The sequence below is a fragment of the Acidimicrobiales bacterium genome, from assembly GCA_041394265.1.
Classification (GTDB): Bacteria; Actinomycetota; Acidimicrobiia; order Acidimicrobiales; family SZUA-35; genus JBBQUN01.
Genome location: JAWKIO010000005.1, coordinates 991,495 through 1,006,179 on the forward strand (window position 1 = coordinate 991,495; position 14,685 = coordinate 1,006,179).

The window sequence follows — 14,685 nt, forward strand, 5'->3', positions numbered from 1 at the left end:
GTCAAATCATCCCTCTTCCTGCCGATGAGGGCTGAGAGCGACGACGCAGACCAAGGGTGACCACGTGACCGACACACCAAATTCATGGACCGACGGCTACGGCACCGTGCACGCCTGGCCTCCGCCGACCGGCTATTGGATCGCCAGCGACGATCGTTGGTACGCGCCCGAACTCCACCCCGACTACGTAGTTGAGCCCGAGCCCTCCGCATCGGACCCCGAGCCATTCCAGCCGGAGCAGACGTTCGCCTCCGACGTCGAGCCCGAGCCGTTCGCAAGTACCACCGCCGATGAACCGGAACCCGCAACGAGTCATGGCACCTTCGAGTCCACGCCGGAGTCATCCGTCGAGCCCGGATGGTTCGGGAGTCACGCCGAGCCCGCTCCGGCCATCGCAGATCCGGAATCCATCGAATCGTCGACGCCGACGTGGCAGCTCCCGGATACCGACGCCTCGCCTACTGGTCGCGATGAAACATCAATGCCCACCGGCGTCGAGAACCCTGCCACCGGGGCCGAGGGCCGTACCTCGGATGCCAACGATCGTGCGGCCGACGACGAAATCCCGACGCCACCCAATCGGCGAGTGCTGACGGCCGTCGTCGGCGCCGTTGCCGTGCTCGGGTTGATCGCTGGGGTGTACACGCTGACCGCGAGCGATGACGGCTCGAGCTCGGTCATCGCCGGCGAGGCAGCAGCGACGACCACGACATCGTCGCTCCTCGATGCTGCCGAGGAGACGGGGGCCGCCGACCCTGCACTCGGTGTCGTCCAGCCGGCCTCATCGACGCAAGCTGACCTCAGCGACATCGAGAGCTGTACGCGCCTGGACGCCTCGACCTTGCAGATCGACATGCGCAACACGACCGACCGCACGGCGAGTTATCTGCTCACGGTCGCCTACCTGGACGCCGACGGGGTCCGGGTGGGTGACGACAACGTCTACGTGAGCAGCCTCCGCGCCGGCGAGCGCACGATCGAGCAGAGCTACGTGTTCAGCGACGCGGGGGTCGGTTGCGAGGTCATCGGCGCCGACCGATACGAGGCGAGCGCCACCGAGAGGTTCGCCGACCTCACGGCGTGCACGATCCGCGAACCGAACGGCTACGGCTACATCGAGGCCGATCTGACGGTGACCAACAGTGGGGCGACCCCTGCCGACTACACCATCGAAGTCGCCCTCATCGACGCCGAGAACGTGCGACGCGGTTACGGCACCTCGTTCGTCGAAAACGCGGCCGTCGGGTCGCCGACCCCCGGTGAGGTGTACACGACGGTCGCCTTCGATGAGACGCTTCGCTGCGACGTGGTTGCCGTTGCGCGCTTCGACTCGAACCGGTAAACCCCTCGAGTCAGCGGCCCCTCGAACCAGCAGTCGCAGCGCCGACGGGCGACGATGTCAGCGTCGCCAGCTCAGGAGCTCGCCGCTCCCGGCGGTCATCAGTGTCCCCGGCATGACCCGGAGTCGGGTCGGCGTCAGGCGCAACACACCGAAGTCGGCGACCTCGGCGCTCGTCCATTGCGGGATGATGCTGGGGTCATAGCCCACCGGCGCCGGCCCGTTGGCGAATCGATCCCAGCCCGCCTGCACGGCGTCGCCCGTCTCCCAGCTCGAGTCACAATCGGCCGTGCAGGTGTCGTGTGAGGTGTCCCAGTAGGTGAGCGACAGCGCCGATTGATGGGCAAGATGCTTGGCCTTCACCGAGTTGGGTGACGTAGCGATCCACCCCGTCAGTTCGCCGTCGGTCCACTCCCAAATGGGATGCAGGACGCGGGTCCGGGGCCGCCCGGAGGCGTCGACCGTTGCGGCCGTGCACCACACGATGCGATGGGCCATGTCCCTGAACGCGGGAGCGATGGTGGCGAGCTCGGTCATGGTGGTCCCTCTCGATCGACGACTGCGGTGGCCGGATGATAGGTCGACCAGGCGAACCAGAACGTGTCGATTTTCTCGGCCACCGTCAGCTGCTCGCCGGATCGTGAACCGGCGATCGCTCGGCCGAAGAGGTTCCACGTGCTGTTGGTGGCTTCATCGCTCAGCCCGTCGGGGCCGAGGAGGAAGACGTCGTCGGTGACGAACGCAGCGACCGCCCCGATGTCGCGACCACCCGCCACGGTGTCCGCCTCGAGCGACGAGGTGAGGCCGGGCTGGTGCCAGAGCACGACTCGTTGACCCCCGATCTCGAACGCGACCAGCCGCTCGGCGGCCAGGTGGTCGAGGGTGATCGCCAACGTCTCGCCGCCGATGTCGAGGCCGACCACTCGGGTCATCGCCGGCAGCCTCGAGTCGATGTCACCGTCGAAGAACCCACCGATCGGGCCATCCAGCTGGTCGTACCCCTCGTACGGATTGCGACCGTAGTCGCGATCGGTGGCGGGGCGCTGCAGGACCTCGCCGGAGGGGTGGGCCGCACGGGCGTCGTGCCACGAGGTGATTCCGAGCGGGAGACGGTCGAGTTCCACGCCGACCAGATCACCGATGACCGCCCGCCCGTCAAAGTGCGTCCACAGACTCTCGGTCTGACGGTCGTACATGACCATCGCCGACTGGTAGAGCGACCCCGATGTACCGAAGTCGAGGACCATGTGCGTTCCGTTGGGATGCGGCACCGATCGCTCGAAGGCGAGACCGGAGTTGCAGAGCGGACAGAAGGTGACCGCCACCGGCCGGCCGGCGATCTCGTCGTTGACGATCTCGTGCCACACCATGATCTGCGTCGGGTAGATGTGGACGTCGCCTTCGACATCGAGCACGAGCACCGCCTCGTCGTCGTCCAGCCAGTCGATCGAACCGACGGGGGCGAAGGTCGGAGCGTCGATCGACGGAATCCCGTCTGGCGGCGGGCCGCCCGAGACGATCAACGTCCGATCGACGAGTGACTCGGGGAACGCGCTCGTGTCGAGATGCCGCGGCGGCAGCGCCGACGATTCAACGGCCCGCTCGGGGTCGAGTGCGATCTGCGAGTCGATCTCGTTTGCGGTCAGCGCCGGTTCGATGGTCGACGACGGGGGGCTCGACCGGTCGGTCTGCGGCGAGCACGCGGAGGCGAGCACCAAGACCGATATTGCCAACAGAGAGACGGGGCGCATGGGGGCGAAACCAGCCGGTCGGCGGCACCATTCCGGCACGGCGCCGCATTGTTCCTGTTGCGAAGATCGTGACTATGGTCTCGAGAGCGCCGACGGCGCGCACTCGGCAGGGGGACACACATGCACGACTTGGTCATCCGCAACGGCAGGGTCATCGACGGCACCGGCACCGATCCGGTCGACGGGGTCGACATCGCCATCGACGGCGACATGATCGTGGCCATCGGCCCCGATCTCGGACCGGGCAAGCGCGAGATCGACGCCTCGGGCCTGCTGGTGACACCCGGCTTCGTCGACATCCACACCCACTACGACGGCCAGGCCACGTGGGACCCCTACCTCGAGCCGTCGACCCCGCACGGGGTCACCACGGTCGTGATGGGCAACTGCGGCGTGGGCTTCGCCCCCGCCAAACCGACCGACCACGACCAACTGATCGAGCTGATGGAGGGCGTCGAGGACATCCCCGGTGCCGCCCTGAGCGAGGGGCTGAGCTGGGACTGGGAGAGCTTCCCCGATTACCTCGATGCGCTCGAGCGTCGCAGCTATGCCGCCGATGTCGCTGCCCTGATCGCACACGGGCCACTGCGGGTCTATGTCATGGGGCAGCGTGGTGCCGACAACGAACCCGCCAGCTCCGACGACATCGCGGCCATGGCCACGGCTGGTGCAGGAGGCCATCGAGGCCGGCGCCATGGGCTTCTCGACCAGCCGCACCATCGGCCACCGAGCGATGAGCGGTGAACCGGTGCCGGGCACGTTCGCCGCCGAAGAGGAGCTGTTCGCCATCGGCCGAGCGATGAAGCGGGCCGGTCGGGGCCTGTTCGAAGTGGCGCCCGCCGGTCTGGCTGGCGAAGACCTCGTCGCTCCCAAGCGCGAAATGGACTGGATGATCCGTCTCGCCCAGGAGATCGAGCGACCGGTCACCTGGCTCATGCTGCAGAACCTGGTCGAACCCGACGAGTGGCAAACGTTCATGGACCTGTCGGCGCAGGCGCAGGCCGACGGCCACCAGGTCATCCCTCAGGTTGCCGGCCGCCCCTTCGGTGTGCTGCTCGGTTTGTCGGTCCGTCACCGATTCGTCGACCTCCCCAGCTTCGCTCCCCTGCTCGACCTCCCGCTCGCCGAGCGGGCCGCCGCCATGGCCGACCCCGAGCTGAAGGCGACCCTGCTTGCGGAATGCCGAGCGGCCGACGAGGCGGCGGCCGCCGCCGACCCCCTTCGTGCCCTGCTCAACCAGACCTTCAACCGCACCTACGTTCTCGGCACGCCGATCAACTACGAGCCGACCGAAGAAGACTCGATCGGCGGACGCGCCGCGGCCCGTGGCGTCGACCCGCTCGAAGAGCTCTACGACCGCCTGCTCGACAACGAGGGTCGCAACTTCCTGCTCATGACGTTCCTCGGCTACAGCCACGGCAGTGGCGACGCCCTCTACGAGATGCTGTCGCACCCGAGCTCGGTGCTCGGCCTCGCCGACGGCGGAGCCCACGCCAACTTCATCTGTGATGCCTCCACCCCGACCTGGATGCTCACGCACTGGGCCCGTGATCGTCACCGCGGACCGAAGCTCGAGCTGCCCTTCGTCATCAAGAAGATGACCAGCGACACCGCCGCACTCTTCGGGCTCACCGATCGGGGTGTGCTCGCCGTCGGCAAGCGGGCCGACGTGAACGTCATCGACTTCGAACATCTGGAGCTGGGTCAGCCGCACCTGGTCGCCGACCTCCCGGCCGGCGGCACCCGCCTCCTGCAGGATGCCAAGGGCTACGTTGCCACCGTCGTCGGCGGGGTCGTGACCCGAGTCAACGATTCGTTCACCGGCGAGCTCCCCGGTCGACTCGTCCGGAGCTGAGCAGCTACTCCGCCGACGCCAGCAGGCGCCCGCCGGTGTCGAGGCGGGTCTCGCAGATCTCGGTGACGAGATCGAGGAATCGCTCGGCCGTCGCCGGCAACGTCCGCTGTGGGTCCCAGATGATCGACACCCGTCGCGGCGTGACGGGCGGGACCGTCGGCCGTACCGAGATGGTCGGATCGGCAACGTCGACGGCGAGCAACGGCACGATGGCGATCCCGACACCCGCCCCGACCATGCCCTGCACCGCGCCATTGTCGTGCGAGCGGAACACATAGCGCGGGGTGATCCCGAGCCGCTCGAGTTCCCGATCCACCAGCAACCCGCAGGTGTCTTCGGGCGGCTGGCCGATCATCGGCTGCGTTCCCATCTCGGCCAGTTCGAGCGGACCGTCGGGCGTCGAGGCCGGCACCACCGCAACATGGGGGTCGTCGCCCAACCAACGTGAACCGCCGGGGATGTCGACGTCGCCGATCACGAACGCCAGGTCGAGGTCGCCTCGTCGGATCGCCTCGATCCGAGCGTCGGTTTCCGGATCGCCCTCGACCAACGTGACCTCGACGTCGGGCGCTTCGAGGTGGAGCCGGCCGAGTGCGGCAGGGATGACCCGCGCCGAGATCGACTGGAACGTTCCGACCCGCAGGTGGCCGGTGACGCCGAGCGCCAGCCGGGCCAATTCGCGTTCGGCGGTCTCGAACGAATCGATGATGTCGGCGGCGTGTTCCAACAGGAGTGCGCCAGCAGGCGTCAGCCGGGGAGGGAACGGTCCGGATGGCCGATCGAACAGCGTCTGGCCAACGATCTGTTCCAGCGCCGCAATCTGTTGTGACACCGCCGACTGGGTGAACCCCAGCCGTTGGGCCGCCTTGCCGAAGGTGCCCTCGTCGCTCACCGCCCGAAGCGCAAGGAGATGGCGGGCGCTGATGTCGTTCCACATGCGCTGCAACCGTAGTGTCGCTGATACATCAGCACAACTGATCACCTCCATTCACAATCATCGCTTTTCGTAATGAATGCTCGGGCGTACCGTCGACGTATGCCACCAATCACCACGTCTTCCCCGGTCAGCCACCTGCAGATGCTCGGCGACGCCGTCGCCGTGGACGGCCTCGCGGCCCACGCCGCCACCATCGACCACCTCGCCGCCAGCGCCCTGGCACGCCACCCGAACTGGGTCGCCGCAATGGTGCTCGGCGACCCTCTCGCTCCCACGGTTGCCCGACTCCGAGCGTTGGCCCACGTGACCCGCGACTGGGACGCTCAGGTCACCGGGACGATTCAGGAGAGCGTCAGCGTCGCTCCCGCCCGGGAGCGGGAGGCAGCGACCATCGCAGCGTTCACCTCGTCGGAGACTTCCACGAAGCGCCTGGCGTCGGTCTCGGACTTGCCGAACTCGATGTGGCGAGCGATCAAGCGGCCGACCCGCGCCGCGTGAGCGAGGTCGAGGTAGACGGCGAGATCGAGCAGGTCGGCGACTCGGTCCCAGGGCGCGTCGGTGAGCAGAAGGTAGTTGCCCTCGACGATGACGATCCGATCGGCGGGCGTGACGGCGACGGCAGCCGCGATCGAGTCCTCGATGGAGCGGTCGAACCGGGGACACCACACGGTGGTGTCGGCCGAGCGGAGCCGCTCGAGGATGGCCACGAACCCATCGGCATCGAAGGTGTCGGGAGCGCCCTTGCGGTCGATCAGCCCCCGGTCGACCAGCACCTGGTTGGCGAGATGGAAGCCGTCCATCCCGACGATCGGAGGAGCGGGATCGAGCAGTGATGTGAGCGCACCGGACACCGTCGACTTGCCGACGCCGGGCGGACCGACGAGCCCGACGACGAAGCGGCTACGACCTGCTGACGCAGCGATCACCAGCTCGGCCAGCTGTTCCACGGAGTGAAGTCGACGCTGCTCGCCGGTCGATCCATTCGGTTCTGCCATCACCCACGCTCCGTCGGTCGTCGGGTCTCGTCGAGTCAAGCCATGATCGCAGACCTACGCTCCTTCTCACACCGACGACGATCGAGGAGCCGCCTGATGGCTGCATCACCCGCAACGGCGACCTTCGCCGCCGAACTCCATCAGGCCGCAGGCAAGAAGGCGACCGGCATCGTCGTACCGCCCGAGGTCATCGAGCAGCTCGGCGCCGGGAAGAAACCACCGCTGCGTGTGTCGCTCAACGGTCACGAGTACCGCACCACGGTCGGCGTCATGAACGGGACATCGATGATCCCCGTGAGTGCTGCCGTCCGCACCGCAGCCGGATTGTCGGCCGGAGACGAGGTCGTGGTGGTCGCCACCGTCGATGCCACGCCGCGTTCGGTCGAGATTCCCGACGACCTCGCTGCTGCGTTCGTCACCCATCCCGAGGCGAAAGCCTTCTTCGACGGCCTGTCCAATAGCCTGCAGCGCTACCACATCGACAACATCAACGGCGCCAAGGCTGCGGACACCCGCCAGCGTCGCATCGACAAGTCGATCGGCCTGTTCCTTGCGGGCAAGTCACGCTGAACACCCGGACTCGAAGGACACCACATGGCGCGCAAGAAACAAGGCGGCGGTCGCACCACGCCGAAGAAGACCACCGACAGCCCTCCGCCACTCGACCCTCGGCGCGGCTTCGACGCTGCCGCGAGCGCCGGCGATGAGTTCGACGAGGGCGACCTCGCGTTGTTCCGCTCGATCCGCATGGCGATCGATGCCAATCCGATCGAGCTCCTCGGTCTCGCCTCCGCCTTCGTCGATTCGAACGATCAGCGCGCCGAGTCGATGTTCGATGCGTCGGAGCGTGCCGACGACGAGGTCATCGACCAACTGCTCGAACTCGCCGGGCTGGAAGCACGCGAGACCGATGCCTTGGCGATCGCCGTCGCCTCACTCCTCCCCCGGACCGATGCCCTCGAGCAGGTACGCGAGCGCATCGGCGCCACCGACTGGCTACCCACCTGGTTGCGACGGATCGATGATGCCACCGTCGAACGCGGCTTCGAGTTGGTCGACGTCCTGGGCGATGCCGACCAGCTGACGCTCGAGGTCCGGTTCCCCGGCGGCAAGGTCTTCTCGATCGTCGTGCTGATCGACAACAACCAGGGTGTGGTCGTGACCGACGGCTTCGCCGTGCCGATGGACCTCGACGATCTCAGCCGTGTGATCGACGAGGGACTCGAGGACGGCATGAGCCGACGACCGCTCGACCTTGCCGTCGCTCGAGCCCGTATCGCCGAGGCCATCGATCTCGGCTTCAACACCGTGCCGCCCTACGAGACCGACACTTGGCCTGACATCCGACCGCTCACCGAATGGGTACTGGGCCGCCTGCCCGAGGGCGGGGTTGCCCCGCTCGTCGAACCGCTGACCAGAGCCGCCAGCAAGGCGCTGACCGAGGACTTCCTTCGTTCTCCACACGCCGCCGACCTCGGCGACGCTCATCTCCCGCTGCTCGAGCGGCTCCTGTGGTTCAAGGGCGGCGTTGGCACCTACGATCCGCTGCGCTGGAGCGAGGTGTCGGTCGAGGTGTTCCTTCACGACTGGGTACCGGCAAAACTGACGCTCGATGTCGACGACCGCACTCGACTGGCCGAGGTGCTGGCTGCGTTCATCCGCTACGCCCACGAAGAGTTGGGCAACGTGCCGGCGGCCGATACCAGCGACACCATCGCCGCGGTCGAGGCCTGGGCCGACCTCGGCTGAGTTCTCCTCCGATCCTCGCCGCTCGGGCAGAGTCAGTAGTGTCACGGCGTGACCGACTATGAGCTGACCGACCGCATCGAGGCGACCGACCGGACCGTGGCGATGAGCGGCATCCAGGCCGTCATCCGCATCCCGCTCGACCAGATCCGAGCCGACGCGGAGCGAGGGCAGCGCACCGCCGCCATGATCGCCGGCTATCGCGGCTCACCCGTCGGCGGTATGGATGGTGCCTACGATGCCGATCGAGCTGTGCTCGAGGCCAACAACGTCCGGTTCATCAGCGGCGTCAACGAAGACCTGGGCGCCACGATCGTCTGGGGCAGCCAGCAAGCGGCACTCGAACCGACCGCACGCTTCGATGGCGTCCTCGGCATGTGGTACGGCAAGGGTCCCGGCGTCGACCGCTCCGGCGACGCCCTCCGCCATGCCAACACCTCGGGCGTCGACCACTGCGGTGGCGTGCTCGCAGTGGCTGGTGACGATCCTTCCTGCAAGTCCTCCACCATCGCCTCGGCGTCGGAGTGGGCCCTTGCCGACCTCGCCATGCCGACCCTCTACCCAGGATCGGTGCAGGAGGTCCTCGACTTCGGCCGCTACGGCTACGAACTGTCTCGGTTCTCCGGCAGTTGGGTCGGCTTCAAGATCGTCACCAACGTTGCCGACGCCTTCGCCACGGTCGACCCCCACCCGGGCCGACTCACCATCGCGCCGGTCGATCTCGAGTGGCGGCATTCGCAGAGCTCCACGCTCATCGCCCCGTTCTCACTCGAACTCGAGCGCGAGATGATGGTCAGTCGCCTCGATGCTGCGAAGGCGTTCGTGGCCGCGCAGGGCATCGATCGGATCATCGGTGCGGGCCCAGCCGAACTCGGCATTGTCGCCGCCGGCTCGATGTACGGCGAACTGCGCGACGCGCTCGGGCGGCTCGGCCTGCGATCCGATGCCGACCTCGCCGCCTCCGGCATCCGCCTCTACAAGCCGGCCATGATCTGGCCGCTCGAGCCGTCGTCGTTGCGGCGGTTCGCCGAAGGCCTCCGCGAGATCGTCGTCGTCGAGGAGAAGCGATCGTTCATCGAGAGCCAGATCCGCGACCTCCTCTATGGGCATGCCGACACGCCCGCCGTTCACGGCAAACGCGACGATCGCGGCGAGCTGTTCGCGAGCCACGGAGGCCTGGTTGCCGATGACCTCGTCGCTCCGCTGCGTCGACGGCTCGAGGTCTTCCTTCCGGCCGACCGGTTGGCGTCCGAGCGGGCACGCATCCCGCTCATCACCGCCGAGCTCCCCGGCCGTACCGCCCACTTCTGTTCGGGATGCCCGCACAACCGCTCCACGGTCATTCCTGAAGGCTCGGTCGCCCACGGCGGGATCGGCTGCCACTCGATGTCGCTCTACATGGAGCGCGGCGTCCACGGTGTCACCCACATGGGCGGCGAGGGTGCGCAGTGGGTCGGCATGTCGCCGTTCGTCGACGACACGCACCGCTTCCAATACCTGGGCGACGGCACGCTTGCCCACTCCGGCTCGCTCGCCATCCGCCAGGCCGTCTCCGCCGGCACCACCATCACCTACAAGATCCTGTACAACGGCACCGTCGCCATGACCGGTGGCCAGGACGCCGCCGGCAACATCGAGGTCCCCGCACTCACGCACTGGCTGGCCGCTGAAGGTGTCGACACGACCGTCGTGGTCAGCGACGACCCCAAGCGCTACACCGAGCCGATGGCCAAGGGTGTTCGGGTCGAGCACCGCGACCAGCTCGACGCCGTGCAACGTGAGCTTCGCGAGATCGAAGGCGTCACCGTGCTGATCTACGACCAGGGATGCGCCGCCGAACTCCGGCGTGATCGCAAACGGGGACTGGTCGCGACCCCGACCACTCGTGTGGTGATCAACGAAGCCATCTGCGAGGGCTGTGGCGACTGCGGCGAGGTGTCGAACTGCGCCAGCGTGCACCCGGTACAGACCCCGTTCGGCCGCAAGACCCAGATCCATCAGGAGTCATGCAACTACGACCTGACCTGTCTCAACGGCAACTGCCCGGCCTTCGTCACGATCGAGATCGACCCCGACGCACCGCCGACGACCCCTCGTCGAGGCGGCTCGCCGGCCAGGGTCGCCGACGGCGAGCTGCCGCCTGAACCCGCGATCCCCGATTCGGCCGACGTGCTGCTCATCGGCATCGGTGGCACGGGTGTCGTCACGGTGAGCCAGGTGCTCGCCACCGCCGCCATGCTCGACGGCAAACACTCCAACGGCCTGGATCAAACCGGGCTCGCACAAAAGGGCGGGCCGGTCGTCTCGAACGTGAGGATCACCGCCGACGACCCCGCATCGGCGGATACGTCGGGTGCCAGCGCATCGAATCGGGTCGACACTGCCGATGCCATGTTGGTGTTCGACCTCGTCGCTGCATCGAAGAACCTCGACCGGGCCAGCGAAGACCGCACTCGCGCCATCATCTCGACCGGCCTCATCCCGACCGGTGCCATGGTGTCGGGGCGAGGCGACGAGACCTTCCCGGCGCTCGAGCGTTTCCGCTCCGTCGTCGAGGCCGCCACGCTCGACAGCCTCTGGCTCGATACCGCCGGCATCGCCCGCCGACAGTGGTCGTCACAGCCCGCAGCGAACGTGCTGGTGCTCGGTCTCGCCTACCAGCAGGGCCTGCTGCCGGTGTCGAGCGCAAGCCTCGAGCGAGCGATCGAGCTCAATGGTGTCGCCGTTGCCACCAACCTGGAAGCGTTCCGCCTCGGTCGCCGCATCGCTGCCGACCCCAGCCTTCTCGAGGCGCTCGACGTCGACGACGCCACCGTCGCCGTCCCGCCACCGCTCGACTCGATGGCCGCCGACCTCGGTGTCGATCCGGCGCTGTCCGACATCCTGGCGTGGCGGATCCCCGAACTGATCGAGTGGCAAGACGCCGCCTACGCCGAGAGCTACGTGGCGAAGATCCGTGAGGTGCGCACGCTCGAGGCCGGGCTCGTGGGATCGAGGACCGAGCTGAGTCAGGCGGTGGCCCGCCATCTCTACAAGTTCATGGCCTACAAGGACGAGTACGAGGTGGCTCGGTTGGCCCTCCGGTTCGACCAGGAGTCCAGCGGCATCGCCGGATCCATGAGCTACCAGCTCAAGCCGCCCACCATGAAGGCAGTCGGCTACGACAAGAAGGTGGCCGTTCCCGAGGCGGCAGGCCGGGCGATGTTCAAGGGCATCCTGCGCACCAAGAAGCTGCGGGGCACCCGACTCGATCCGTTCGGCCGGACCGAGGAGCGGCGAACCGAACGTGCCCTCATCGGCGAATACACCGAACTCGTCGATCTCCTGCTCGGCGATCTCACCGCCGATTCCTACGAACGAGCGGTCGAGATTGCGTCGCTCGCCGACATGGTCCGAGGGTTCGACACCGTGAAGCTCGCCAACGTCCGGCGCTATCGAGCAGCGGTGGCCGAGCGGCTCGCCCGACCGTGACCGGCCGGGGTCGGGTTCATCGACCCCAGTCGGCGAACCCGATCTCAGCGCCACCGTCGACGGCGGCCAGCAGCGACGAGGCATCGTCGACCGGCGCACCGGTACGAGCGAACACCCCGAAGCCATCGGTGTAGGGCGAACGATCGGGGGCGTGCGGGGCGTCGTAGAACACGGCGGTCCAGAACACGTCGTTGCGGTCGGGCAACTCGATGATGAGCGAGCGTCCGCCGATCACCGCGATTTCCATGTTCCAGTAGATCGAGTAGCTCGAGGCGTCGAGCTGGTGGTAGTCGTCCATCAGTGTGCCGCCGGGTGTCTCGACGCCCATGCGGTAGCTGACGGGTTCGCCTGCGTCGTTCCAGATCATCAGGTCGGCAAAGGCGGTCTGCTGTTCGGGCGTCACGATGACCGGTCCGTTGCCGCAGGCGAACTGGAGGGGACGTCCGTACCACTGGAGGTACCCGGCGAGCGGAGGCCAGGTGTCGGTCAGCGCCACGTACTCGGCCGATTCGCTGAAGGCGATCATCACCGCGCCCCGGGAGTAGCCGGTGTCGAGCGAGCCGACCCAGTGGTCGTAGCCCGCCTGGTCGGGTTCGCGCCCCATCACGTTGTTGTAGACCAGCCGCACGAAGTCGCCATTGCTCAGCGGCCCGTAGGTCGCACGGAACTCGTCGGAGAGCACGAAGTCGTTGGCGATCGTCTCGAGATTGGTGGTGGGGGCGACGTAGACCTCCATCCAGTACTGCCACCCGACGGCATCGGGCTCCCGTCCGAAGAATGCCCGGTAGAGCCGGTACACCGAGTCGGTCATCTCCGGACATGGCGAGGCAAAGAGGTCGCCGTTGTCGGTCGCCACTTCCACCGCCGGATCGTTGACCGTCGGCGGATCGAGCGCTGCGGCCGGACCGAGCGTTGCCAGCGCCAGCACGGGGCTGAGAGCGGCGGCAGTGAGGGTGCGACGGAGGCGGAGCCGAGTGGTCATGGACTCCAGCGTGCACCAGTTGCAACCCTCGGCAACATGGGCAGGGCGCCTCGGAATGGGCCCAATGGCCCATGGTGGTGCGAGGCGGAATCACATGGTGTACAATTGTCCGTACATTCAAACAACTGGCCGACACGATCGGTGGCTCGACGCCGAACCTCTCGATCGAAGACCCATCGATACCCAAGCGAACACCGAACAGGGAGCGAAGCATGAAGTTCACGCAGTACTACCTCGACTGCCTCTCACAGGCCTCCTATCTCATCGGCGATGAGACCACCGGACGGGCCGTGGTGGTCGACCCCCGCCGCGACATCGATGAATACGTCAACGATGCGGCGGCCGCCGGCCTCACGATCGAGCTCATCCTCGAGACCCACTTCCATGCCGACTTCCTCTCCGGCCACCTCGAGCTGGCCGAAGCCACCGGGGCCGAGATCGGCTTCTCGTCGGTGGCCTCACCCGAGTTCGCTTTCCGCCCCCTGGGCGACGGTGAGCGCATCTCGCTCGGCGACGTCCAGATCGAGATTCTCCACACCCCCGGCCACACCCCGGAATCGATCAGCATCGTGGTCTACGAACACGCCGATGACACCGTGCCCTACGGCGTCCTCACCGGCGACACGCTCTTCATCGGCGACGTCGGCCGTCCCGACCTGCTCGCCTCGATCGGCTTCACTCGCGACGAGCTCGCCGACAAGCTCTACGACAGCCTCCACACCAAGTTGCTCCCCCTCCCCGATGCCACCCGGGTGTTCCCCGGCCACGGCGCCGGCTCGGCGTGCGGCAAGAACCTGTCGACCGAGACCCAGTCGACGATCGGCGAACAGCGAAGCAACAACTACGCGCTGCTCGCTCCCGACAAGAAGACCTTCGTCGATCTCGTCACCGAGGGCCAGCCACCGGCACCGGACTACTTCGTCTACGACGCCATCCTCAACCGCAAGGAACGTCCGCTGCTCGACGAGACCTCGATGCCGACGGCGCTGACGCTGGCCGAGGTCGAGAACAAGGTCGCCCGCGGCGCCCTCCTCCTCGACGGCCGCGACCCCGAAGAGTTCGCCCGAGGTCATCTCGCCGGCTCCATCAATGTCGGGCTCAATGGCCGCTACGCCGAATTCGCGGGCTCCGTCGTGCCGAGCGACGCCGACATCGTGCTCGTGGTCGACGAGGGCTTCGAGATCGAAGCTCGGAACCGTCTGGCCCGTATCGGGTTCGACAAGGTGGTCGGCTACCTCGCCCAGCCCCTCCGGGTGATGGTCGAGAACCCGGGCATGGTCGAGCAGGCGTCACGCCTCACCCGTTCGGAGTACGAAGAGCGGGCCGCTGCGCTCGACAATCTCCAGATCGTCGATGTGCGCAATCCCGGCGAGCACGCACTCGGCTCGCTCGCTGGGGCCACGCTCATTCCCGTCGGTCAGTTGCCGAGCATGGTCGACCAGCTCGACCCCAACCGTCCGACCGTCGTGTTCTGCGCCGGTGGATACCGGTCCTCGGTGGCGGCGAGCGTGCTTCGTCAAGCCGGATTCAGCGATGTCTCCGACATCATCGGTGGCTACAGCGCCTGGCTTCCCGCCGAGGCGAACGCCTGACGGTCGCGACCCCCTGA

Annotated in this window: 12 protein-coding genes; 7 read left to right on the forward strand and 5 right to left on the reverse strand. The window is 67.2% G+C overall.

Features of this window, described 5'->3' with window-relative positions; genetic code table 11:
- The first annotated feature begins 64 nt into the window (after positions 1–64).
- On the forward strand, positions 65–1,342 hold the full coding sequence (locus R2733_04785; GenBank protein ID MEZ5375807.1) for an FxLYD domain-containing protein: 1,278 nt from the start codon (positions 65–67) through the stop codon (positions 1,340–1,342).
- Between the two features lie 57 nt (positions 1,343–1,399).
- Here R2733_04785 and R2733_04790 read toward each other — a convergent pair whose 3' ends face one another.
- Together R2733_04790 and R2733_04795 are read right to left on the reverse strand one after the other, a co-directional pair.
- Positions 1,400–1,876 carry a pyridoxamine 5'-phosphate oxidase family protein gene (locus R2733_04790; GenBank protein MEZ5375808.1) on the reverse strand — a complete coding sequence of 159 codons (477 nt, stop codon included), beginning with the start codon at positions 1,874–1,876 and terminating at the stop codon, positions 1,400–1,402.
- A complete protein-coding gene (locus R2733_04795; protein ID MEZ5375809.1) occupies positions 1,873–3,090 on the reverse strand; it encodes a DUF3179 domain-containing protein in 1,218 nt (405 codons plus the stop codon). The genes R2733_04790 and R2733_04795 overlap by 4 nt, the downstream gene beginning before the upstream one ends.
- A gap of 120 nt (positions 3,091–3,210) precedes the next feature.
- Here R2733_04795 and R2733_04800 point away from each other — a divergent pair, with 120 nt between their 5' ends.
- Both R2733_04800 and R2733_04805 read left to right on the forward strand, forming a co-directional pair.
- On the forward strand, positions 3,211–3,834 hold the full coding sequence (locus R2733_04800) for an amidohydrolase family protein (protein MEZ5375810.1): 624 nt from the start codon (positions 3,211–3,213) through the stop codon (positions 3,832–3,834).
- Positions 3,758–4,945, forward strand: a complete 1,188-nt coding sequence (locus R2733_04805; protein MEZ5375811.1) for an amidohydrolase family protein — start codon at positions 3,758–3,760, stop codon at positions 4,943–4,945. Before R2733_04800 ends, R2733_04805 begins: the two co-directional genes overlap by 77 nt.
- Positions 4,946–4,949: 4 nt before the next feature.
- Here the strand turns inward: R2733_04805 and R2733_04810 are convergent, their stop codons facing one another.
- Both R2733_04810 and R2733_04815 read right to left on the reverse strand, forming a co-directional pair.
- The gene (locus R2733_04810; GenBank protein MEZ5375812.1) at positions 4,950–5,882 is read right to left on the reverse strand and encodes a LysR family transcriptional regulator; all 933 of its coding nucleotides are present in this window, start codon (positions 5,880–5,882) and stop codon (positions 4,950–4,952) included.
- Between the two features lie 341 nt (positions 5,883–6,223).
- Positions 6,224–6,877, reverse strand: a complete 654-nt coding sequence (locus tag R2733_04815) for a nucleoside/nucleotide kinase family protein (GenBank protein ID MEZ5375813.1) — start codon at positions 6,875–6,877, stop codon at positions 6,224–6,226.
- 96 nt (positions 6,878–6,973) lie between these two features.
- On the opposite strand from R2733_04815, the gene R2733_04820 reads away from it, so the two are divergent.
- Genes R2733_04820 through R2733_04830 form a run of 3 tightly spaced genes read left to right on the forward strand, consistent with a single transcriptional unit; the run spans position 6,974 to position 12,094 of the window.
- The gene (locus tag R2733_04820) at positions 6,974–7,447 is read left to right on the forward strand and encodes a YdeI/OmpD-associated family protein (GenBank protein ID MEZ5375814.1); all 474 of its coding nucleotides are present in this window, start codon (positions 6,974–6,976) and stop codon (positions 7,445–7,447) included.
- Positions 7,448–7,471: 24 nt separating this feature from the next.
- Entirely contained in the window at positions 7,472–8,626 is a 1,155-nt protein-coding gene (locus tag R2733_04825; protein MEZ5375815.1) for a hypothetical protein, read from the forward strand.
- Between the two features lie 48 nt (positions 8,627–8,674).
- Positions 8,675–12,094, forward strand: coding sequence for an indolepyruvate ferredoxin oxidoreductase family protein (locus R2733_04830; protein MEZ5375816.1), 3,420 nt, complete (start codon positions 8,675–8,677; stop codon positions 12,092–12,094).
- 16 nt (positions 12,095–12,110) lie between these two features.
- Here R2733_04830 and R2733_04835 read toward each other — a convergent pair whose 3' ends face one another.
- Positions 12,111–13,076, reverse strand: a complete 966-nt coding sequence (locus R2733_04835) for a DUF4214 domain-containing protein (protein MEZ5375817.1) — start codon at positions 13,074–13,076, stop codon at positions 12,111–12,113.
- A 212-nt stretch (positions 13,077–13,288) separates the two neighbouring features.
- On the opposite strand from R2733_04835, the gene R2733_04840 reads away from it, so the two are divergent.
- Positions 13,289–14,668, forward strand: coding sequence for an MBL fold metallo-hydrolase (locus R2733_04840; protein ID MEZ5375818.1), 1,380 nt, complete (start codon positions 13,289–13,291; stop codon positions 14,666–14,668).
- Positions 14,669–14,685: the final 17 nt, after the last annotated feature.

Coding starts and splice junctions, on each gene's coding strand:
- R2733_04790 (MEZ5375808.1), bottom strand. CDS start 1,876: ATGACCGAGCTCGCCACCATCGCTCCCGCGTTCAGGGACATGGCCCAT.
- R2733_04795 (MEZ5375809.1), bottom strand. CDS start 3,090: ATGCGCCCCGTCTCTCTGTTGGCAATATCGGTCTTGGTGCTCGCCTCC.
- R2733_04800 (MEZ5375810.1), top strand. CDS start 3,211: ATGCACGACTTGGTCATCCGCAACGGCAGGGTCATCGACGGCACCGGC.
- R2733_04810 (MEZ5375812.1), bottom strand. CDS start 5,882: ATGTGGAACGACATCAGCGCCCGCCATCTCCTTGCGCTTCGGGCGGTG.
- R2733_04815 (MEZ5375813.1), bottom strand. CDS start 6,877: ATGGCAGAACCGAATGGATCGACCGGCGAGCAGCGTCGACTTCACTCC.
- R2733_04820 (MEZ5375814.1), top strand. CDS start 6,974: ATGGCTGCATCACCCGCAACGGCGACCTTCGCCGCCGAACTCCATCAG.
- R2733_04825 (MEZ5375815.1), top strand. CDS start 7,472: ATGGCGCGCAAGAAACAAGGCGGCGGTCGCACCACGCCGAAGAAGACC.
- R2733_04835 (MEZ5375817.1), bottom strand. CDS start 13,076: ATGACCACTCGGCTCCGCCTCCGTCGCACCCTCACTGCCGCCGCTCTC.
- R2733_04840 (MEZ5375818.1), top strand. CDS start 13,289: ATGAAGTTCACGCAGTACTACCTCGACTGCCTCTCACAGGCCTCCTAT.